Annotated in this window: 11 protein-coding genes and 2 tRNA genes; 2 read left to right on the top strand and 11 right to left on the bottom strand. The window is 39.1% G+C overall.

The features are described from left to right. The 4 genes from K5G00_RS22055 to K5G00_RS22040 form a co-directional block, all read right to left on the bottom strand. Positions 1 to 8591, bottom strand: an 8591-nt coding sequence (locus K5G00_RS22055; RefSeq protein ID WP_238768570.1) for an HYR domain-containing protein, incomplete at its 3' end; no start/stop codon positions are given. 317 nt (positions 8592 to 8908) lie between these two features. Then, positions 8909 to 9853: a PorP/SprF family type IX secretion system membrane protein gene (locus K5G00_RS22050; protein WP_238768568.1), complete on the bottom strand. Its 945-nt coding sequence runs from the start codon at positions 9851 to 9853 to the stop codon at positions 8909 to 8911. A gap of 202 nt (positions 9854 to 10055) precedes the next feature. Beyond that, positions 10056 to 10128 (bottom strand) — tRNA-Gln (locus tag K5G00_RS22045). 48 nt (positions 10129 to 10176) lie between these two features. Next, positions 10177 to 10252, bottom strand: a tRNA-Gln gene (locus K5G00_RS22040). 232 nt (positions 10253 to 10484) lie between these two features. Here K5G00_RS22040 and K5G00_RS22035 point away from each other — a divergent pair. Then, positions 10485 to 13574: a glycosyltransferase family 117 protein gene (locus tag K5G00_RS22035; RefSeq protein ID WP_238768566.1), complete on the top strand. Its 3090-nt coding sequence runs from the start codon at positions 10485 to 10487 to the stop codon at positions 13572 to 13574. A gap of 1 nt (position 13575) precedes the next feature. On the opposite strand, the gene K5G00_RS22030 is transcribed toward K5G00_RS22035, so the two are convergent. After that, the gene (locus K5G00_RS22030) at positions 13576 to 14103 is read right to left on the bottom strand and encodes a hypothetical protein (protein WP_238768564.1); all 528 of its coding nucleotides are present in this window, start codon (positions 14101 to 14103) and stop codon (positions 13576 to 13578) included. Between the two features lie 68 nt (positions 14104 to 14171). Here K5G00_RS22030 and K5G00_RS22025 point away from each other — a divergent pair, with 68 nt between their 5' ends. Next, positions 14172 to 14597: a (deoxy)nucleoside triphosphate pyrophosphohydrolase gene (locus tag K5G00_RS22025; protein ID WP_238768562.1), complete on the top strand. Its 426-nt coding sequence runs from the start codon at positions 14172 to 14174 to the stop codon at positions 14595 to 14597. Here K5G00_RS22025 and K5G00_RS22020 read toward each other — a convergent pair. From K5G00_RS22020 to K5G00_RS21995, 6 genes are all read right to left on the bottom strand, one after another. Continuing rightward, entirely contained in the window at positions 14556 to 15059 is a 504-nt protein-coding gene (locus tag K5G00_RS22020) for a hypothetical protein (RefSeq protein WP_238768560.1), read from the bottom strand. The genes K5G00_RS22025 and K5G00_RS22020 overlap by 42 nt on opposite strands. A 173-nt stretch (positions 15060 to 15232) precedes the next feature. Further along, positions 15233 to 16183, bottom strand: a complete 951-nt coding sequence (locus K5G00_RS22015; protein WP_238768558.1) for a D-2-hydroxyacid dehydrogenase — start codon at positions 16181 to 16183, stop codon at positions 15233 to 15235. Positions 16184 to 16316: 133 nt separating this feature from the next. Then, entirely contained in the window at positions 16317 to 18128 is a 1812-nt protein-coding gene (locus K5G00_RS22010; protein WP_238768556.1) for a glycoside hydrolase family 2 protein, read from the bottom strand. Between the two features lie 251 nt (positions 18129 to 18379). Next, positions 18380 to 20383 (bottom strand): beta-L-arabinofuranosidase domain-containing protein, encoded by a 2004-nt coding sequence (locus K5G00_RS22005; RefSeq protein ID WP_238768554.1) that lies wholly within the window; start codon positions 20381 to 20383, stop codon positions 18380 to 18382. A 7-nt stretch (positions 20384 to 20390) separates the two neighbouring features. After that, a complete protein-coding gene (locus K5G00_RS22000; protein WP_238768552.1) occupies positions 20391 to 22268 on the bottom strand; it encodes a glycoside hydrolase family 127 protein in 1878 nt (625 codons plus the stop codon). Between the two features lie 71 nt (positions 22269 to 22339). Then, entirely contained in the window at positions 22340 to 24028 is a 1689-nt protein-coding gene (locus tag K5G00_RS21995) for an MGH1-like glycoside hydrolase domain-containing protein (RefSeq protein WP_238768550.1), read from the bottom strand. Between the last annotated feature and the right edge of the window lie 35 nt (positions 24029 to 24063).

Genomic DNA, 24063 nt, shown 5'->3' with positions numbered 1-24063 from the left:
TCGGTTGCCGTTCCTCCCAAAGCCTCGAACTCAGCAACAGTGATTGAAGAGGCAGTTTCAGAGTAAGGGAATGTAACCTGAGTATTGAATTCAGAGATATCACAAGCTTCAATACTATCTAATGGCGGACATGAAATAACAGGGCTAATTGTGTCGGAAACCGTAATGATTTGAGTTTGTGTGGTGTCATTGCCACATTCATCGGTTACACTCCAGGTACGCGTAATTATTGTTTCTCCATCACACGCACCAACAGATTCTGAATCAGAATAAGTAACTTCCGGGTTTATCGAACAGTTGTCATTCTCGTCACTTACATCACCTGTTATAGAAATAGATGCATCATAACTACAAGTATCATTTTTATAAATAGTAATATCAGGTGGAACCGTAAAATCAGGTGGGATTGTATCATTTATAGTAAATATTTGAGTACAAGTAGCTACATTTCCGCAACTGTCTTCTGCCTGGTAAGTTCTGGTAATAACTTCAGGACAAGTATTTCCATCGGAAGAATCTCCAATAAATGAAACGGTTGCATCATTGCAACTGTCAATAACTATAATTTGCGAAATATCCGGAGCCGGAATATCAGCAATACATTGAAATGAAGTATCGGGAGGACACGTTATTTCAGGAGGACTGGTGTCCTGAACATAAATATACTGTGTGTGTGATATTGAGTGTCCACATTCATCAAAAGCTGTCCAGGTACGTTCGATTGTATAATTGCATCCATATCCTCCAAATTCTGCAAACACAAGGGTGTCGAGTTCACAATTGTCTGTTGCAGTTATATTTGCAGGCTCAGGTATGTCATTACAACTCACAGTGGTATCGTTCGGTAGGTTATATAAAATAGGATCTTCATAATCACCAACAGTTACCGTTTGAGTTGCTGAAGTTGAGTTTCCACAGTAATCGGTGGCTGTCCAGGTTCTGATTAACTGATAATTTCCCTCACATTCGCCATCAATTCTGTTTTCTACAAGATCTATTGCGGCATCGCAGTTGTCTGTTGCATATGGTATCGCAGAAGGATCAAAAAGTGTAACTACCTGAATATCGTCAATTAAGTTCCCATACGTGTTATCAGTTGGGGCTCCTTGTATTGCCCGGAATAAAAATGTAGTAGATGTTTGACCTGCTGGAACAGCAAAAGAAAAGGTATATTGTTCCCAGTAATCTGGTGCTACATTAGCCCGAGATGTAACGGTTGCAACCAAAGAAACATTATTATGGTCCGGGCCGACATATATTCCCATAATATCATCATTTGAGTTATGCCAAATTGGAGGTCTCCATCGATGCCAAAAGGAAACTTGTACCCAAGTGGTAGGAACTGTGCAAAATTCCTGGTAAAAGTCTCCATCAGTATCAGCATTTAATTCAGCGTGAAAATTTCCAGAATGAGAGATTACCCCGTTGACACTGCCAGATCTTTGTAGTTCAATATTGTTTGTAGGAGAATCGGTGTCCCAGCCCGGCACATCATTTTCATTTTCATAATCCCAACCCTGACTGGATTGTATATTATTGTCTTCAAAATCTCCATTTACAAAGCCTTGAATACAGTCTGAACATTCAAATGTTACATCTTCAGGTATATCATGAAGTACAGGAGCTTCATTATCATCGATGGTAAAAGTTTGAGTACATGTTGCAGGATTCCCGCATTCATCGGTTATGCTGTATACTCTTTCAACGTAAATTGGACAGTCTCCGGTTGTAGTGGTTTCACTAACCATATCAAATGATTCGTACAGAAGAGAGCAATTGTCAGAAACTGAACCTCCTGACGCGATAAAATCAGAAACAGTTGTAGCGGCTGGTGGAATATCAGTAATACATTCCAGTGTAAATCCTGAAGGACAATTAATTTCAGGAGGAACGGTGTCGTTTAAAGTAATAGTTTGAACACATGCATCTGAATTTCCACATAAGTCGGTTACTCTGAAACTTCGACTGTAAGTAACAGGACAGGCTCCGGTCTTTGTATCAATGTAGGATATTTGCGAGATGCCGCAGTCTTCGGTTACACTTCCGTTTGCCGCAATGAACTCAGCAAGAGATATGATTGAAATCGTTGAAGAAAAGGGTAATGATGTCAAAGAGTCTAAATCTGTATCACCGCAAGCAATCAGTTCGATATCAGGAGGACAATTTACCACAGGGGGAATTTCATCATTGATCGTAAAGGTTTGCTCACATTGAACCTGATTGTCACATAAATCGGTTACAGTGAAAATTCTTCTGACGTTTGTTGGGCAGGTACCGGATAAAGCATCCCTGTATGAAATGGTATAGGTACAATTATCACTTGCATCTCCACCAGCTGATTGAAACTGTGCCAATGTGATTATTGTGTCAGTCGCGGAATATGGTAAACCCGTAATGGAGTCCAGATCAACCTCAGAGCAGGCTTCTAATACTGCATCATCCGGGCAAACAACAGTCGGGAAATTTGTGTCTGTTCGGGTAATAGTGAATTCACAAGTGGCACTATTCCCACAATTATCCCAGACTTCGTATGTGTTGGTGATTGTTTCCGGACAGGAAGCATTATTTGATACTGAACGAATTAGATCAATGCTTGAATCGTCGACATTACACGGGAAATTGACGGTGCCGCCTGCTGCAATGAAATCACTTACTGTCGTGATAATTATTGTATCTGCAGGACACAATGTTGTGTTTCCACATTCCAGACAAGCATCAACAACCAGAGAGAAAGTATCTGTTGTCTCGCACCCAAACTCAGAAGTGATAGTAACATAATATTCAAATGTTCCGGTGCTGCCAGGAATAAATACAAAAGTAGAATCGTCTCTAACAGATATATTTGAGTAATCATTCCAGTCGTAAGTATAACCGGCAGGTAAATCAACAACTACTGAGTCTTCAGAGCAAATTGCTTCGTTCTGAATGGGTGGGATATCGGGTAGAGGATGGACTGTAATGTTATAATTAATAGTGTCTTCTGCACATTCCAAACCTGTTGCTACTTCTACAGCATATACAGAATAGTTATAAGTCCCTGGAGGTAGAGTACTCAAATCTATAGTTGAGGAGGAAACTCCCATTTCTTGTTTGACAATATTTCCTGTGCCATTGATATCGTCATACCAATAAATGTTGTAGGTTCCGACGGGTTGAGGTGTAGCTGTTGCAGAAACATTTTCACCTTCACAAACCTCAACCGAATCAATCAATATATCAATCTCCGGAATTACGGTGATGGTGACAGTATCACAGGCATTGGCTCCATCTATACAGGATGAGCCCAACAAGTTTCCACAAACTTGGTATTGTACGGTAGTTGGTGCATCTGAATCGGGAGTAAAAACACTTGTTAAACAACCGTAGGTGCATGATAAATATTTTTCATATCCGTTTCCTGAGATATCAGTCCAGGTTACAGTTGATTCGTCGATACTTCCTTCAACTTCTATTACATAATCACATCCAACTCTTGTTCTTATATTTGCAGGAGTTATTGCGCCAGATATTTGAGTAATGCTTATTTGTTGTTTTTCTTTACCAGGCTTGCATACAGTAATAACGTGTACACCCCCACCTTCTACACATATTTCAGTACCAAAAGTTCCTTCGAGGCCACAATCAATTTGGAATGTTTCACTTCCATAAGAAGGAGCCCGTACATCTTGAACGATTAAACTAACTGCATCGGGATCAAGATAAACGGTAATTGATTGACATTCATGATTTGTAGGTTGATCACAACAGGTTCCATCTCTTTGCAGCCATTCTCCAATCCAAACTGAGTCCGGATTTCCCCTTAAATCGGCAATTTGGTGCGGAACAGAAGATTGACAAATACTACAGCCGCAATCATCGTCAACTGTGATTGTATGTGTATATTCTATGGCATTTCCACATTCATCCTCTGCCCTGTAAATCCTTTCTACCGAGGTAGGACAAAAACCCGGTTGGTTTTCTAAACCATAATAAGATTCGCTGATAAAAGTAACAGTTGCGGTGCCACAATTATCTGTTGCCGTAATGGTTGAGTCTATGTCAGGAATATTATCAGGACACGACACGAGAGTGTCTGAAGGGAAATTATCAAATGTAGGAGCAATATTGTCTTGTACACCGATCGATTGTGTGACAGTTGCAGTATATGAACTATTGCACACATCAGTTACTGTGAATGTTCTGGTTATTGATAACTCGTTTCCACATCCAACTGGAACTTCTAGATCTGAATATGATATTATTAAATTACTTTCGCAGTTGTCGATTGCAATTGGAGAACCGGTGTTCGATGTGTCACGACTTTCCGCGCAATCAATAATTACGGTTGGAGGAGCAGTAATTGCAGGAGGCGAGTCATCCGTTACAGTAATAATTTGTGTACCGGTTGAGCTATTGCCACAATTGTCTGTGGCAGTCCATTGCAAAGTGTATTCATAGGTATAGTCTGTACAACTTCCATTAAAGGTTTGTGTAGAATTAATCGTGTCTAAGGTAATAACAGGTGCTGCATCGCAGTTGTCAGCAGCTGTAACCACAGGTGTGAAAGGGTATTCGTCACAGTTGATTGTTTCATCTACAGGGATTCCATTCAAAGTAGGAGGGATAGTGTCGATGACAAAAATATTTTGAACCAGTGTATCTGCATTTCCACATTCATCTTCAATAACATAATATCTGTAAATAGTTAAATTACATCCTCCGGGATTTGTATCCGTCCAATGCTGAGTTACTGTGACTATTCCATCACAATTATCACTTTTATTTTTTACATGGGTCGTATTTTCTGCATAAGGTGCATTATTTAAGTCATCGTAACAATCAACGGTGATATCGGGAAGTGGATCTGCCGTTGGGGGAGTCGTATCGTCAATTAATATATTTTGCTGAATAGTTGAAATATTTCCGTACTGGTCTTCCAGTCGGTAGGTCCGAATAACCGAATAGCTGCAATCTCCCGTGCCGGAGTCGTTAATCCAGGTTGTAGTAACAGGCATGCCGCAATTATCTGTAATATTGGTGATATCGCCCGTATTTGCAGCGGTAATATCATCAAAGCAATTAAACGGACCGAGATTTGGAAGAGGATCGGCATTTGGCGGTTCATTATCAATTATTGTAACTGTTTGCTGGCAAACTCCCTGATTACCCTGATCGTCAGTTGCTACCCAGACAATCGTTGTTGTCCCAACAGAATAGACATCAGAAGCATCTCCGGAATTATTGTAGTCATTAATTATTGTCGCCACGTTGCAATTATCTGTTGCTGTTGCAACCGGAATAGTAATATCCGCTTGACACTGGCCCGGATCAACATTCTCAATTATATTGGCAGGACAAATGATTTCTGGCTTCTGGTTATCAATCACAGTTACATCAAAGGAACATGAAGCTGTGCCATTGTTTGCAATATCGGTATATTCGTAAGTTACGGTAGTTGTTCCGAGAGGAAAAGAACCTCCCGGACTAAGTCCCTGTACGAGTGTTCCGGTCAATCCTATTCCGTCGCAATTATCTTTAAATGTTGGTAAAGTATAATTTACGATGGCATCGCACGAGTCGAGATTGACTTCTACAGATATGTCGTTAGGGCAACTTTCCTTTGTCGGGACTTCTTGATCAAGCACGGTAACAGTAAAGCTGCAAACGTTACTGGTATTCCCGGACATGTCGGTTACTTCATAAGTAACGGTCGTGCTTCCTCCGGGGAAAGTGCTCCCCGGGATATGGGAACGGTTCCAGGTGAGGTTCGCTGCCGATGTGCAGTTGTCTGTGGCTGAGGGTTCAATCCACGTGGCTGTTCCTTCGCAACTGCCTAGTGTATTGTTTATCGTTATATTTGAAGGACAATTTGTGATAACCGGTGCTTCATTGTCGGTGACAGTTATGGTTTGTGAACAGGTACCAATGTTTCCGCTGTTGTCTGTTACCGTCCACTCTACTGTGGTAGTTCCCACCGGGTATGTATCACTTGCATCGGAAGAATTATTGTAATTGTTGATCGTCGATGCAATTCCGCAATAGTCACTTGTTGTCGGTGCCGGTATGGTAACAAAAGCTGCACAGTTGCCCCCATCAGTGCTTTGTGTAATGTTTGAAGAGCAGGTGATGGATGGAGGTGTATTGTCAACTACTTCAACAGTGGCAGTAATGATTGAAATACATCCGTCAGCAGATTCAGCAGTTACTGTAAATGTTGTTGATTGCAGGTTTTGTGGCTCGGAACTTGATAGTGATCCTGAAATGGTTAAAGATGTTGTTGAACTGGATGATCCTGATGATGCAATTCCCGTTAAATTGGCTGTATTTGTTCTGCTCCACGAAAAATCAACCGGAATATCGCTTGTAATAATCAAATCTGAGATTGGCGTTCCCGGACAGATTTGTTGTGAAGGAATATTTACTGATAGATGCGGAAGAGGACTAACTGTTAGATTTCTTTCTCTGGTGTCACTCGTAACATTACAATCTGCGCCCGATGAAGGAAATGTAACAGTAACTTTGTATTCCCCACTTTCCGCAGGAGTTGCATTTGTAAAAGTCAGGGTTGCTGAATTGGAACCTGAAATGATACCATTGTTTGTTACATTTCCCCAATTATTTGTGCTTATGAATTTTTTCCATTGATATGAAACAGGTGTCTCTCCAGATGTTGTGACGGTATAGGAAAAGTTTTCTCCTTCACAAATTGTGATATCTGTGATAGAGCCATCTGAATATGAAGGGTCAAGGCCTGTAATTTCGTTTACAGAAAGTGTTGCAACATCTGAGATTAGTGTTTCACATTCATCAGAAATAATTGCGCGATATTCTGTTCCATCAGGATCTTGTGAACTGCCAACATTTTCAATTCTCAATTCATCGGGTGTTGGAAAAGAAATATTTCCGCCCGCTGTAAGATTTGAGAATGAACCGTTTGAAGGTGTTTTCCTTTGCCATATATATGTATAATTTCCTTTACCGCCTGATGCTTCAACATCGTATGAAACTATATGTCCTTCGCAGTCGATCAAACTTGTTGGTTGTGTTACAATTGAGAGCGGAGGCGGTTCCGTAATTGAGACATTTAGGATTTCCGTTTCACTTGCGTCTGTAATTGTTATTGTATAATTTCCTGTAGTTAAATTATTGATTATAAAATTTGAACCGTTTTGAGATGTAGCCGAGTTTGAAATGGGGCCTGACCAGGAGATGTCATATGTACCGTCAATATCTGTAAGTGAAACGGTGATGCTTCCATCATTTCCCCCGTTGCATGTAACGTTGCCTTGTGTAAAAGTTGCAGCTAATGCCGTTCCCAAGGCACCTAAGCCAGACTTTAGTGAAATGGTGGGTTCAAAAAATGTAATGGAATGTGAAGTGGTAGAAGTGTTTCCATAGATGTCGGTTATTTGATAAGTTCTGGTTAAGGTAAATGGGCAGTTGGTATAATCTTGCTCTTCTGAAATTAGTTTAAAACTGTTTTGTTTAATTGCGCAGTTATCAGAAGCAATTCCCCCCGCCGTTCTGAATTCTTCAAAAGCTTCCCAGGGAGGGATGTATTCGTCACAGTAGAGATTTAAATCGTGTGGCGCGATGAAAGATGGTGGTTGGTTATCGATTACAGTTACATTGAAGGTGCATTCTTCACTAAAATTGCCCGATTCATCTTCTGCTAAATAGGTCACTGTCGTCGTTCCAACTGAGAAATAAGTTCCGGGTTCGTGTGATTTTTGCCATTGTAAATTTTCGTTTACAGTACAATTGTCATTAGCTGTTGGTTCAACCCAGTTAACAGTGGTTTCGCAACTTCCTTCTTCCGCATAAACAGTGATGTCAGGCGGGCAATTAACAAGCATAGGAGACTCATTATCAACAACTGTAACCAGAAAAGAAAGATTTGTTCTGTTGTTTTCAATACCGTCAACAAACGAATATGTAACTTCGGTTGTTCCCAGTTGGAATCTGGTTCCGGATTCGTGAGATGAGTTCCAGCTTATTTCCTCCGGGGTAAAACAATTGTCAACAGCTTCCGGCTCATTCCAGCGCACATCGGCATAACATTCTCCTTCTTTAGTATTAATAATAATATTGTCAGGAAAATTAAATATTACAGGAACCTGGTTGTCAGATATGGTGACAGTAAAAGAACATTTGGATGTATTACTGTTTTGGTCGGTTGCTGTGTAGGTTATAATTGTGGTTCCTTCATTAAATGTGTGGGAACGAATTTGGTTGATACCGGTAGATTTTGACTTCCCTTCTGTCGCCCCGACCATTTCCCAGGTTAATGTTTTAATGTTTCCGACGTGAATAAGAGCTTCTAAGTTTCCGGAGATAAAACTTGTGCATGAATTCAAATCAGTGTAAGTGGAAATGTCTTCAGGGCAGCTAATTATACTTGTGTCTCGATTTTCAGATCTTGAAAGCTGGTTCCGATAGGGTAAAAAAGTATACTCCGTTACATCATTTAGGTTTATTAAATAATTTAACGAGTAAATTTTGTATGAATAGTCTCCTTCTGTATTATTTGCACCGCCATTAATAATACGTGTAAAAAGAAGGATTATAAATACAAAAAATCTAATGACTTTTATGCCACTACTTTCTACCATTCACCATCACCTATGCATAATTGCATGTCGGGATCAACAGTTACAACTTGCTAAAATATCAATACCGCCATATGATATTTCAAAACCAAATTAACAATTTTTAATAATTTTTACAACTTCCCATCATTTGTGGCTTGCTTAAATATTCCTATTTAAACGGGTTTGCATTACGAAGGTAATGAAAATTAGATAAATAGCAAGTTTAATGACAAATGTTTTTATTGTTAGCGCGATATTGTTAAAAGGTTGATATATAAAATGATACGGGTTTTAAGTTTTTTTAGTAAACAAGAGTTTGATTTACCAGCGGATTTCATTTAAAAATATTTAGCACGAATATAGCTTCTGCCATAAAAGTCGATGTCGTAACCAATTGAAAATTCATAGGTTCCGAATTGATAGGGGTAGATTTCAGTGTATGTTACATCAATACCAAATCCTAATCTTAAATTGTTATTGAAAATCCATTGAGAAGTGACACAAATTGCATCCCCGGAACGAAACATTCCACCTATCCAAAGTTTTTCCATTAACATAAAATTAGCACCTATATCAAATTGGAGTGGGTTGTCCCATGTTGCCCTTACCAGCATTGTTGGTTTAAAAATTAAATTGTTTAACGTTCTAAGCCGAAAAACATAGCCACCCCCAACATAAAAGGTTCTAACCTCAGCCTGCGTTGAGTAATTATTGATATTGGTTCTGAAATCATTCTCAACAAGTTTTGGGATTGAAAAATTGATATAGTAGTTTTCATCATATAAAAATGCGCCAAAACCAAAGTTGGGTAGAAATTTCAGATCTACGTCTTCTGCAAATGCTTCATCGTATTCATTATCGGGATATAATTGATATTGGGTTAGGGGGTTTTTATAGTTCATAAAACCAAATTTTAAACCAAATCGAAGTCTTGTTTGAGGCGTTAGTGAAATCTCGTAAGCATAGTCTGCAAAAATACTTAACCTGTTTTCTTTTCCAAAACGGTCGTTCATCACGTTGAGACCAACTCCTACGAATTCATTTTTTAAAGGGGAATGAAATGAAACTATTTCCGTTAGGGGTGTTTTGTCGATACCAACCCATTGCTTCCTGACCAGAGAAGAAAACCCAATTTTTTCCCACATACCTGCATATGCCGGGTTAATAGTTTGCATGTTAAACATGTATTGTGTCAAAATGGGATCTTGCTGGGAAAAACCTTTTAATGTCAATAATATGACAATTAAAATGGTAATTATCTTTCTACTATTCCGTCTTCCCATCACTTAATGGATTAGAAATCCATGGTACAAACTACAAATTAAAATCAATATTGACAATAATCTGTATTATACCTTGGTTCTGATTTAATGGTTTGCGGTGCTAAGTTAAATGGATTTTTTAATAAGTAGTTATGATTTCTTCAAAATTAGGTAGTTAAAATCAAAAAAAAGAGCTGCAGTTTAAATAATCAGCTCTTTTCTGTTGACCTGCCAGGGCTCGAACCTGGACTCTTCTGATCCAGAGTCAGACGTGTTGCCAGTTACACCACAGGTCAATTTTATATGCAAAAGTAATCAAAAAAGAGCATTTACAATGCTCTTTTTGGTTGTCCCGCCAGGGCTCGAACCTGGACTCTTCTGAACCAAAATCAGACGTGTTGCCAGTTACACCACGGGACAGTCCTTAATTGTCTTTTCGTTAAAGACGGTGCAAAAATATAAATTTTTTTCTTTTGGAAACATTCTAGTCGTTTTTTTTACAAACCTGTGTCATTACAAATTTGCAATTTGTGGTTTGCCTGTTTAAACTTTCTTTTTTAAAACCTTATATTTGCCGATGATCTTTTAAAGCTCAATGATTAATAATATAAGTAACTTATTCGTTCAAATTACTTTTTAAATATTACTAAAAGTGAAAAAAGCCTCATTAATCAATAATATCCTTGGTTGGGTAGTTTTTATCATCGCAGCACTTACTTATTTTTTAACTCTTGAACCTACCGTAAGCTGGTGGGATTGCGGCGAGTTTATTGTCAGTGCGTTTAAACTGGAAGTGGGACATCCACCCGGAGCTCCTTTTCATATGATTCTAGGTCGTTTTTTTACATTATTAGCTTCTGACGAATCGAGAGCAGCGGTTATGGTAAATACGATGTCGGCTCTGGCGAGTGCCGGGACGATTATGTTGTTGTACTGGAGCATTGTTCATTTGGCAAAAAAACTATTTTCTTCTGAAAATCTTTCCATTGGTGAGCAAATAGCTGTATGGGGAAGTGGTTTAGTTGGGGCGCTTGCATATTCATTTACCGACTCATTCTGGTTTTCTGCTGTTGAGGGTGAAGTTTATGCTTTGTCATCTTTTTTTACTGCGGCGGTTTTTTGGGCCATTTTAAAGTGGGAAAACAATGCCGATGAAAAATATGCAAACCGCTGGTTGGTTTTAATTGGCTATTTAGTTGGATTGTCAATAGGGGTTCATCTTTTAAATCTTTTGGCGATTCCGGCCATAGGATTGGTATATTATTTTAAAAAGTATGATTTTTCATGGAAAGGTGTTTTGATAGCCACAGGTGTTTCAATTGGAGTTTTGGGAGGAATTCAGTTGGTGGTAATACCAGGTTTACCAAGGATTGCTTTTCTTTTCGATAGGATTTTTGTCAATGGTTTGGGCCTACCATTTAATTCAGGTATTTTATTTTTCGTCGCGCTTATTGTTGCAGCTTCAGTTTGGGCAGTCCGGTATACCAGAAGGCGAAATTTGGTTGTTTGGAATACAGCGGTTACAATACTGATTGTAATTTTAATTGGTTATTCCTCGTTTGCTTTAATTCTCATTCGTGCTTCTGCAAATCCACCCATGAACCAGAATCACCCCGATAATGCTTTTGCTCTTTTAAAATATTTGAATAGGGAACAGTACGGAGAAAGACCTTTGACCTACGGGCCTTACTATACTGCTCCGGCAATCGGTTCTAAAGGTGAAAAACCACAGTATAATAAGGTTGATGGGGAATATGAGGTTACGGGGTCCATGTCGGCGGGAACAGAATATGAGCCAAAACTTGAAACATTTTTTCCGAGGATGTATAGTAGCCAGCCTCAACATATCGAAGTTTATGAAGATTGGGGAAAAGTGAAAGGTCGACCGGTAAGAGTAAGAACCGGAGGAGAAGTCAAAACATTAATACGGCCTACTTTTGGTGAAAACCTCAGGTTTTTCTTTTCCTATCAGCTGGGACACATGTATATGCGTTATTTTATGTGGAATTTTACCGGAAGACAAAACGATATTCAGGGGCACGGCGGTTTTATGAATGGGAACTGGATCAGCGGAATTAAACTTATTGATGATGCGAAAGTTGGACCACGCGAAAATATGCCCGATTTTATGAAAAACGATCCTACAAGAAATACCTATTATTTTCTTCCCTTGCTATTCGGGTTGATTGGATTGTTTTTCCAATACAATCAGGGAAAGAAAGGAAAACAGGGATTTATTGTCACGCTGATGCTTTTTATTTTTACGGGAATTGCCATTATTGTTTATTTAAATCAGTATCCAGTGCAACCTCGTGAAAGGGATTATGCCTACGCAGGCTCGTTCTATGCTTTTGCTATTTGGATTGGACTTGCTGTTGCCGCCTTTTATTCAGCTTTGAGTAAATTATGGAAAGGGGCAGTTCCTGCAACCATCGTTACATTGATTTCGCTGGTTTTGGTACCTGGTATTTTAGCTTTGGAAAACTGGGATGATCACGACCGTTCCGGAAGATATATGACACGCGATTATGCAAAAAATTATCTTGAATCCTGTGCTCCTAATGCCATTTTGTTTACATACGGCGACAACGATACATTTCCGTTGTGGTATGTGCAGGAAGTAGAAGGTGTGCGTCCGGATATTAAAATTATAAATGTTGGATACCTTGGAATGGATTGGTATATCACACAGCAGCAAATGGCTACAAATGATGCTCCGCCCGTACCTTTTTCTTTTGATAAGAGTAAATATTACATGGGAATAAGGGATATTGTATTGTTTCAGGAACGATTTGAAAATTCAGTGGAACTGAGTGATGCTATGGAATTTCTCGGCAGTGATGATGTTCGGACCAAAGTGAAAGTTTCAAATGGGGAGATGATGGATTATTTTCCTGCACGTAATTTCCATATTACGGTTGATAAACAGAAGGTGTTGGAAACAGGAACTGTTCAACCGGAAGATTCAGCTTTGATTGTGGATAGAGTTGAGATAAATATTTCAAAAAATTTAATAACCAAGAGCGAAATGGCTGTTTTAAATATGATGGCGGCGAATAATTGGGAGCGCCCTGTTTATATCGATCACAGCCTGGTTCATGTTGGAAATATCCATTTTAAAGATTACCTGCAGTTTGAAGGCCTGGCATATCGGTTTGTTCCTGTTAAAACGCAAAGACAAGGAGTTTACTACGGCCATGTTAATTCCGGTATTTTGTATGATAATGTAATGAATAAATATGTTTGGGGAAATGTAAACGACCCGGATATATTTTTAGATGAGTATAACCGGAAGGAGATTAATATTCTGCAGGCACGTTATATGTTTGCCCGTTTGGCAGGTGTTTTAAATCAGGAAGGTAAAAAAGAAAAAGCGGTGGAAGTTCTTGATAAAATGTTTGAGTTGTTTCCCAATGAAATTTTACCATTAACTTATGATTCTTTCCCGGCGATAGAACAGTATTTTGTTGCCGGAGAAAATGAAAAAGGAGCTGAGTTAACAAGAACGCTTGCCGATAATTGTTTTGCAAAAGTCGATTATTTTTTATCTCTGCCCGCAAGGTTTGAGGCAGCAGCAAAAGCAGAACAGGATCGCGAATTTTCGATGTTGCGTAATATTCAATATCTAACCAGAAAATATAATCAGGACGACCTGTTTAACGAGGTTGATACACGTTTGAAAGAATTGATTGAACGTCTTCAGGGCGAAGTTGGAGCGGAGCAACCGGCACAAGATTCATAACTTAAAGTGAGTTAATTTGGTTGCGAAGTTTTTTTACAAGTTTTTTACCCCTTGAAATTATTCCCGCAGTGGCGTGATATTCTATTTCATGCTCGATTTGCGCCAAAACTTCCGGTTTTAAATCAGGCTCTTTATCCGAGATGTTAAAAAGAACTTGCATTGCATGGACGCGAACGGCAGGTGGTTCTTCTGATGTTAAGGTTTCCAGACAAAAATCAACCAAAAAACCAAAGTGTTTTTCCTGAATTTCATTCATACTAATCAGTTTCAGGAAATGGCGTTTTTTACTCAGGTTTCTCTCTGTTTTTAATTGTTCTGTAATTTTATCAAGGTGAGGAAAAACAAGTTGGGGAAACTCGTCATGAATTTTGTCAACCAAATAAGCCGCCCGCCATGATTTTTGTTCTTTATGGTAAAGTGCGATATCCATTAATGATGAAAAAAATGTGGGACTTTTGTCGCACTCCTCAATTATAAGGTTAATGTTTTCCCAGGAATCGATAATTTCAATTAATTCTTCTTTTTTCATCGGAAAAGCTTTCCCACAAATATAATTCATTCGGGTCGCAGGCAAATAATCTTTTTTAATTTTGAATTATGGTTGAGGTAACATGCGCAATTCTTCTTTTTGAAAATAAGTTTTTGATCACACAACGAAGTGCAGAATCAGAGCATTCTTTATCCTGGGAATTTCCTGGCGGAAAATTAAAAACAGGAGAGTCTCCTGAAGATTGTATTCAGCGGGAGATAAACGAAGAGCTTGAGATCGAAATTGAAATTCTTGAAAGATTAAAATCAATTCCGTTTGATTATGGCTTTAAAAAGATTAGGTTAATTCCCTTTTTGTGCTCCGCAACATCGATACAGTTAAAATTAAACGAACATATTCAGTTTAAATGGATTCAACTGCAAGATATCGACGATTTTGATTTGTTGGATGCAGATAAAAAACTTATTCAACATCCTGAGAATAAAGCTATATTAGAAAAATATTCTGGGAAACAGATGGATAAAACCGGATAAAACTCCGGCCCAACCGATAATGGATAAAATCATATAAAGCACAAGAAACCTTCTTCTCGAATAATATTTGTTGGCTAAAAAAGCGCCAACAGGAATGGTTAAAAATACAGGAGTGGTTACAATAATTCCCCAAAATCCGTAGGTTTTGCGAAAACGGGCAATAAGCCGGTTTCTTTTTGAAAAAATCTTTCTGCGTTTTTTCTGTTGGTTTGTGTTATCCTGGACAAACTTCCAGTTCTCTGTTTTTTGTTGCCTTGGGATTAATGTGTAAATGTATGGTCGTATTTTATGATAGATTTGAATGGCACGTTTACTGAGATAATAAAAGAACAAAAAACCACCAATGCCGCCAATCAAAACAGCTATTAAGGCCTGTTTGTATTCCAGACCAATAATCATAGCATAGGGTAAAGTGAGTATATATTTCACCGATGCCAGTAACACAACATGGATAATCTTCATGGCCATTTTCTGAACTTAATTCAAATTTAGAACACCTAAATTATTGAAATTGTTTCGGGCGAAAAGTTAAAAAAAATACTTTTAATATTTTTTAATGCAGTATGAAAAAAATGATAAAAATTACACTTTAGTTTCAGATTAACAGTATGTTATAGATTGTTAAGCTGGGGTTTTTAATTTATCACGTTAACTGGTTTTCCATCCAAAAAAGATTTCAAATTTTCTGAAGCTATTTTCATCAGCCGCGTTCTGGCTTCGTATGTGGCCCAGGCAGTGTGCGGTGTGATATAACAATTTTTTGCTTTTGGCAAGGGATTGTTTTCTGAAGGAGGTTCTGTGGATAGAACATCAAGACCGGCACCGGCAATTTTTCCCGCATTTAATGCGTCAGCTAAATCCTGCTCGTTGATAAGAGGTCCGCGTCCGGTATTTATCAGAAATACCGTTGGTTTCATTTTTTCGATGGTTGTTTTGTTTATAAAACCAGTGTTTTCATTTGTCAACGGACAATTGATGCTTATAAAATCACTTTCAGAAAGCAAAGTATCCAGTTCTACTTGTGTAGCTTCTATTTCAGAATTTTTTTTGCTTCGGTTTTGATAAATTATTTTCATCCCAAAAGCCAGTCCAATTTTGGCTACTGCCTGGCCAATTTGTCCAAAGCCAATAATGCCCAGAGTTTTGCCGGTCAACTCAATCTGGGGAGTTTTCCAATAACAAAAGTCCTTACTTTTCGCCCACTCGCCATTTGAAACCGAGTCAGCATGTGTTGAAATATTTTGTGCAAAATTCAGCATGTGTGAAAATACCATCTGCGCAACAGAAGGAGTACTGTAGGCCGGAATATTGGTAACCACAATCCCGGCTTTTTTCGCAGCTTCGATATCCACAACATTATATCCGGTTGCAAGCACGCCAATGTATTTTAATTTAGGAAGTTGGTCGATTACCTTTTTATCAAAAATAACTTTATTCGTAAAAACCGCATCTGCATCTTTTGCGCGTTTAACCGTTAATTCAGGGGGGGTGCGCTCGTAGACCGTAAAATCTCCCAGTTTTTCAACATCCTTCCAGCTTAAATCTCCCGGATTCAGTGCGAATCCATCCATTCCTACAATTTTCATATTTCTGAATTTAGATTTTCGAAAATAACGAAATATACCGATACTCGAAAAACAGAGTGTAAATTAAAAGAAAACACCCGAAAATGTTAATTTTCAGGTGTTGCTTAGATATTTCTACAAAAGTTCTAATTCGCTATTTACGTAACGAATTACATATTTTCTGATTGATTTCGCGTACCCTTTCTTCATCCATTTTGATTACTTTTCGGTCATAAGTCATTAATCCGTTTACCTCGCCTTCCACATCGGTTGTTTGCGTATAAACGGCTCCGGTAAAGCCTGATTTAATCATTTTTAGAAGCTGCTCTGCGTATTCAACATATTGGTCGGTTACTTGTTTTGAATTTTTAAATTGTACATAACCCCAGTTCCGGTCGGTTGCCCACAAGTGCCCTTCAAGTGCAAGTCCTATTCCACCATATTCGCCCAACACATTTGCACGGGCTCCGTCAAAGAGATACATTGCCGGGCCGGGGTAATTGTGCAGGTCGATCATATCGCCAACATGATAAAAATTCCCTCCACTTGCCGGATTGACCAAACGGCTTGGATCATAACTTTTTGTCCATTCAGAGATTTCTTCCGTTTTAAATTGTCCCCAGGCTTCGTTGAATGGTACCCAGCAAACTATCGAAGGGTGTGAGTACAAATAATCCATAATGCTCTTCCATTCAGTACGGTAGTTGGCTTCTGATTCCGGGCTTCTTTTTAATTCAGTTCCGTTAAAATACTGGTGGTTTTGCCATTGCGGAGAGCGATCGCCGTTGGGCATGTCTTGCCAAACCAAAATTCCTAATTTGTCGCAGTGAGCATACCAACGCGCTGGTTCTACTTTTACGTGTTTGCGAATCATGTTAAAGCCAAAGTCTTTGGTTTTCTGAATGTCGTATTTTAACGCCTCGTCTGTTGGTGCAGTATAAAGTCCGTCGGGCCACCAACCCTGGTCCAGGGGGCCAAACTGAAAGTAATCTTTGTTATTTAGTTGAAAACGGACAATCCCGCTTTCATCCCGCTTTGTAGAAATTTTTCGCATAGCGAAGTAGCTTTTCACTTCGTCAACCACTTTTCCGTTGCTAAAGAGTTTTACCTCTAAATCATACAAAAACGGAGATTCAGGACTCCATAATTTGGGTGAAGGAACCGAAATGTCAAGCGCTTCCCCAGCAACGGCTTTTCCTGTTGAAACTGTTGTACCGCCTTGTTTTACGGTTACCTCATAATAATCGCCAAAAGATGTTCCACAAGTAGCGGCCTGTACGTTTAAGCTTTCGTTGTCAATATTTGGAACTGATTTTACATTCTGAATAAATATTTCATTTACCGGTTCCAGCCAAACGGTTTGCCAGATACCTGTTACAGGAGTGTACCAAATTCCTCGGGGGTCGCTGGTTTGTTTTCCGCGAGGTTGGTAACCTTTGTCTGTAGGATCCCATACTTTTACCACCAGTTTTTGCTCTTCCGATTTATTGAGGAAAGGTGTAATGTCGAAGGAAAAAGGAGCGTAGCCGCCTTTGTGTGTTCCCACTTTTATTTCGTTTATCCAAATGCTGCTTTCCCAGTCAACTGCTCCAAAATGCAACAATATTTTTTTGTTTTTCCAGGAAGACGGAACTGTAAATGAGTTTTTATACCAAAGTTCGTTTTCTTCATCCACTCTTTTTTGAACGCCTGAAAGACTCGACTCAACAGCAAAAGGAACGAGGATTTGTCCGTCGAAATTTGCAGGTTGCGGAGCTCCGGCTTTTGTGATGGCATATTCCCATAGTCCGTTGAGGTTTTTCCAGTCACTGCGTTCCATCATTGGACGCGGATATTCCGGTAAAACATTATTGACATCAATTTCTTCTGCCCACTTGGTTTTTATTTTATCTCCGGCAGGTTGCCACTGGGCAAAAGTATTAAAAGCTAAAAAGCTAATAAATAGGATTAGGATTTTACTTTTCATTTTAAATATATTGATTAAAAATTGTTGAATTAGATAGCTTGTAAATATATTAAAAACAAAGAATATGGGAGAGGAATTCTGTTTAAACAGAAAGAAAAAAGGAGGCCGTCCCAAAAAATATTTTTAACTTTAAAAGCGAAACAAAAGTTTCTGTATTTATTTTTTGGACGGCCCCGAAATTAAACCGGAAAGCGTTATACTAAATTTTTGCCGGAGTTTCTATTTGTTTTTACACACTTACTTTAAATAGATTATTTTTTGTAAACCGGGAATTCCGAAATCCGGAGTGTTGTACATCCGTACGGAATTAACTGAATTTCTTCCTCGTCACCCACTTCGCGGTATGGCCATGCCGGCGACGGAGTTTTTCCAGCCATCCCTTTCTCTTCTTTCCAGATTGGCATTCTTCGTGCCTTTGTTTTTACTGTAATCGGTGTATTTTCAAGATTCCAGGGATAAGATTTTATATCCTCCAATATATCAATTTCAAAATCTACGTCTTCAACAGTTTTGTCCCAAATTGCATAATTCCATGGCGATTGGGGCAGAACTTCCCAAAAAGTATCTTTAAATTCGTCGGTTTTTACTTCACGCCAGTCTTCCTCAATACGCAAAGCATAAACCAGCGGGCCGCGTTCAATCCCCAACGATTGTTCATGCCAGCGGCTAAATTTGAAATCCATGGGGAGGTTTAATTCCACTTTATCTCCCGGTTTCCATTCGCGGTTCAGTACAATAATACCATTTTCAGAGGGAGCGTTTTGTACTGCTCCGTTAACCAAAACAGTGGCTGATTTGCACCATTTCGGAATACGTAGGTGGAACGGGAATTTTACATTGTTTTGGGTCTCAATCGTAAAGCTTATTTTTTCTTTGAACGGATAATCTGTTGATTCAGTAATTGTAACCATTTCACCATTTGCGACTTTTGCCGTAACCTTTGTTGGTCCGTATACAAGAGCAGCTATTCCGTCATCAGCAGTTGCGTACCAGGTGTTCTGTACAAATTTTGGCCATCCCTGGTGCATGTTGGTTAAACAGCATGGGTATCCGGTAGTTGTGCCAAAACAAATCCGGGCTACTTTGTCGTTGAAAAAGTTTCGTTCCTTGTCGGTTATCTCTATTTGGTTGGGTTGCTGGAAATATTGTTTTCCTGTAAAATCATCGGTAATTTGCGTAGGAAGAACATTGTATGCTATTTTTTCAAGGTAGTCGGCATAGTATACATCACCGGTAACGGGAAGAATGTTTTCGAAACAAAACATCATTTCCACAGCAGAGCATAATTCTGAACCTTGTGTCGGGTCATTGCCATGCAACATTTCGTCGCCACCATACATACCGTTTACAAAACCATGGACGTCGTTTAACGAAGACAATCCTTTTTTTACTGATTTCAGGTATTTTTCTTCCGGGTGCTGCTGGTAATACACAATCGGTTCCTTTAATCCCTGGGCTACATTTACACAATGCAAATCGGGTAGGGGGTTTAACTTTCTGATTACGTTTCCTGAATAAACTTCGGTCCAGTCGAAAGTCTGTTTGTGAATAATTTCTGCCAGATCGAGTAAAAATTTATCACCGGTTATGTTATATAGCCAGTAAACCACGGCCAAATTATCACCTCCCCGGCGATTCGCCCAAAATGTTACATAGCCCAGCTCATTTTCAGGTAACATTTTTAATTGATATTTAAAATAATTGGTCATCAAAAATATTACCCGTTCGTCACCTGTTGCCATATAGTATTGCTGCAATACTTTTAACATCACCATTTTTGGCCACCAGTCGTTACGCATTCCCTGTTGTGTTCCCGGAATTTTTTCATAATTCTCTGGCAAGTCTTTGGGGCCAAAATATCCATCTTCACGCTGATTGTTGATGCTCCACTCAATCCATTTCTGAGCTTTTGTTTTAAGTTCATCATCATTTAGCAAATAGGCAAGAGGAACCAAACCATCGAGCCAGTAGGGGCCACGTTCCCAGCCGTCGCCGGTACCACCGAGCCAGCCGTTATTGTCGCCACAAACCAGGCTGTAAACACTGTCAAGATTTCCGGTGAGTCCGTCGCGTTGGGTTTTTAGCATTTCCAGCAAAAATCCTTCTGCCTGAATTGCCCCAATAGGCAGTGCAGTGTAGGGTTGTGCAATCAGCGGAGCTTGGTTGGTAATGTAATGTGCGTTGCGTTTCTCTTTTGAAAAAGAAGAGATACTGGCTAGCAAAAACAGTATTGTGATAATATTTATTCTTTTCATTTTGAATTTAGTTAGTATAAAGTGAACTTTGATTTTTATAGTTGATCCAGACTTCCATTTTGCCCGGCTCTCTGTTGTCCCACGCAAAATAAGGAATAAACGTTAATTTATTAGTCTTGTCTGTAGTTGTCAATACCTTCATATTGTTCAGTTTACCCCCTCCCTGGTTCACCGTAAATATATTATTCCGGCTTATGGTTATCTCATCAATATTTGTTGTAGCGTTATCGATTTGTTCCACGCAATAAACCAACGGACCTCTTTGAATGGCTCTTTTATTTTTGTTTTCAGCCACTCGGTCGTCCGCTTTAATTAATTCAACAGGCATATCCAGAGAAAGGGTAATTTTATCTCCCTGAGCCCAATTTCTTTCGATCGATAAATAGCCATCTTCAACGGAAGAAACTTCTATTGTTTTTCCGTTTAACGAGGCCCGGAAACTTTTACACCAACCAGGGATTCTCAGTTTTAGATTAAAAGGAACTGACGTTTCCGGGTCAATGGAAATGGCAATTTCTCCATCCCACGGGTAATTGGTTTTTTGGGTAAGATGAACATTTGTTTTTGCCAGTTCAACGTTTACTTCGTTTCCGATGTAGAGATTTACAAACACCTCGTTATCATTTTTCAGATAAATGTAACTTCCAATGGAAGGAACAAAACGTGAAATATTGCTCGGGCAACAAGCACACCCAAACCACCGTTGACGATGATGATCTCCATCTGATTCCAAGGGATTGACATAGAAAAACAAATTCCCTTCGAGGTTTACACCTGATAACACGCCGTTGTAAAGGGAACGCTCCAGTATATCAACATATTTGGCATCTTTTGATAGCAGGTTCATCCGGTTATTCCAGAAAACCATACCGATTGAAGCACATGTTTCACAGTAAGCCGTTTTGTTTGGCAGGTCATAATCCTCTGTGAATCCTTCATTTGACCTTGAACTCCCAATTCCTCCGGTAACATACATGTTCCTTTGGGTAACATCTTCCCAAACACGTTTTAATGCATCCACATACTCCGGAATATTCATCTCGGAAGCGACATCAGCCATACCTGTAAACAAGTACATCGCCCTGACTGCGTGTCCTTTAATGTCGGCTATTTCTGAAACCGGCACATCATCCTGACAATAAGCAGGTCCCCATTCTGATTCCCAAATACCTCCCTTGCCGTGACCATGTCCTCTTTCTTCGAGTAACCAATGAGCCAGATTGAGGTATTCTTTACTTCCGGTTGTGTGATATAATTTAACGAGAGCCAGTTCAATTTCTTCATGTCCGGCCACCCAGTGTCGTTTGCCGGGGCCAAACGTATTATCGAGATAATCTGCGAATTTTATAGCTACATCCAAAAAACTTTTCTTCCCTGTTGCCTGATAATGAGCAATTGCAGCTTCAATCATGTGGCCACCACAATACATTTCATGTTTTTCCATGTCTGTCCATCGCTCGTCGGGGTGGTTTAGCGTGTAAAAGGTATTCAGGTAACCATCTGCTTGTTGCGATTTTGCGATGTAACTGATCCAGTCGTCAAGCAGTTTCTCGTATTCAGGATTTGGATTATTTATAAGCGAGTAGGCGATTCCTTCCATCGCTTTATACACGTCAGAGTCGTCGAAATAAATACCCTGGTGTTGGCCTTCGAGTAATCCTGCCGCTTTTTTGAAGTTGTTTATTCTTTCCGTAGAATCTCTGGTTTGGTGTATGCAGGTTTGTAAAGTATTCAAAGAGTGCGATTTTAACCGGGGTGACCAAAAATCATCATCAATGCTCACCTGGTTAAAGGGGATGGGCTGAACCTGATACGACTGGGCAACTACTAATGAAGCACTTGTAATGCCAAATATTTGGAAAATAAGTAAAATGTATTTTTTCATCTGTTTAAATTTTTGTTACGCCTGTTTTTTGGCGAGATAAAACTTCGGTCATACTTGTTTGAACTACTATCTTATATCTCAGTCGTAGGCTGTTTTATTTTTTTAATTTGAATCGTTATTTTTTCTACTTTTTTTGAATTATGTTTTAGCTCTCCGTTAACAAAAATAGAAAATCCCTGTCCTTTCATATATTTTTGTCCGTTTTTATCCCAAATAATGGTGATTTCTTTGTCGTGATATTTTACTCTGTCGAGACAAAACCAATCCCAGTAATTATCAGGAACTAGCGGGTTTACGGTGAGCGTATTATCCATTGAGGGTTGGATGCCAATCAGATCAGAAATAATGATGTCACAGAATTCAGAATGGTTGTAATCTTTACCTCTTTCCTCGGGCTCATGTCCTCTTGCTTTTAACATTGTTCGCGAAATCCAGTCGCCGGTAAAAGGGTTGAGGTTCTCATCTATCCAGCAAAGTTTTTCTCCACGTTCATTTATTCTTCTGTGGCTATTGGAATATGTTAGCAATTGATTCACAAAATCATTTTTCGAAATTACCGACTGATTATAGTCTCTTAGGAGATTTCCCATTGCTTTCAAGGTTATAGAAGTTGCAAAAGGCCAACTCGGACCATTCCACTGGCAGGCGTGTCCTTCATAAACTACTTTGAATTCCGGGTGTTTTTGCTCGGCAGTTGTTGGTCCATAGGGAGCCTTAAATCCTTCGTCGCTTGCAAGGAATTTCCATGCCACAGAGTGTTTATCGTCAGGAATACTAAAATACCAAGGAGTATAGCCGTGAAGTTCTCTAATATCAACCAGGCTAAGCGAGTCTTTTTTTATTAGTGAAAAAGAATCGGAATATCTTTTATCAACCAATTTATTATACTCTTCAGGCGTTAATGGCAAAGTTTTAAAAAATTGGGCATCAGCATCCCATAATTTTGATAATAGCAATTCTTTTAGTGTTGAGCCTTTCCGGGAAAATGTTTCTTCAAGTACCTTGTTCCCGGCCATTCGAGCTATTTCAGCAATGGCTGCTGCGTCTCCAATCATGTATGAATTGATGGTTGCTCTTTTCCCTGAACCTCCAACCGATACTTCCATACCGTCCCGGTTATCAAATTGCCAGAATAAACCATCCTCAGCTAATCTTTCGTTTTCCCATCCGTCATAATTTTCAACAAAAAAGGGAAGCAATTCTGTAACTAATTTTTTATTTTGATGAACCGACGCAAATGCCAGTATGGAATTAGGAGCCCAAAAACTGTAAGAACGTAAACTGCCTCCTCCTTTAAACCAAAAATTAGCATAGTCAACCAAGTAGTTTTGGTTTCGCAACCACCTCCCTTCGTAAAAATGGTGCCCTGCAGGACAATTAATCGTATTGTATTTTCCGGCCCAGGAAACATCCGGAAGAAATTCGGTTATAACAAATCCGTCTGCTGTATTTTTTATATGTTTCCTGAATGTCCACCAACGGAAATAATAGGTTTTTTCCAATTCTTTGTCCGGACAATTAAAATAAGGGATATTGTTTTTTAAAAACTCTTCGGCCTTATCATTTGGAAAATATTGAGTGTACAGTTCAACGTCATTCTTATTAAATTCCTGAATATAGGGGCTAAAATCTTTCCAGACTAAAGTGTTCTTTTTTTCTTCTTTTACGATATTTTCTTTAGGTTTTTTTTTGCATCCACCTAAAAATGCAGGAAGTAAAAGGATTATAACCAGCGCTCTATACATGTTTTTTGAATTCATCGATTTATGGTTATGATGAGTACAAAGAGCGAGCA

Source organism: Maribellus maritimus (genome assembly GCF_022267315.1).
Classification (GTDB): Bacteria; Bacteroidota; Bacteroidia; order Bacteroidales; family Prolixibacteraceae; genus Draconibacterium; species Draconibacterium maritimum.
Note: the sequence above shows the minus strand (reverse complement) of the source record. Positions and strands in the feature narration are given on the sequence as shown.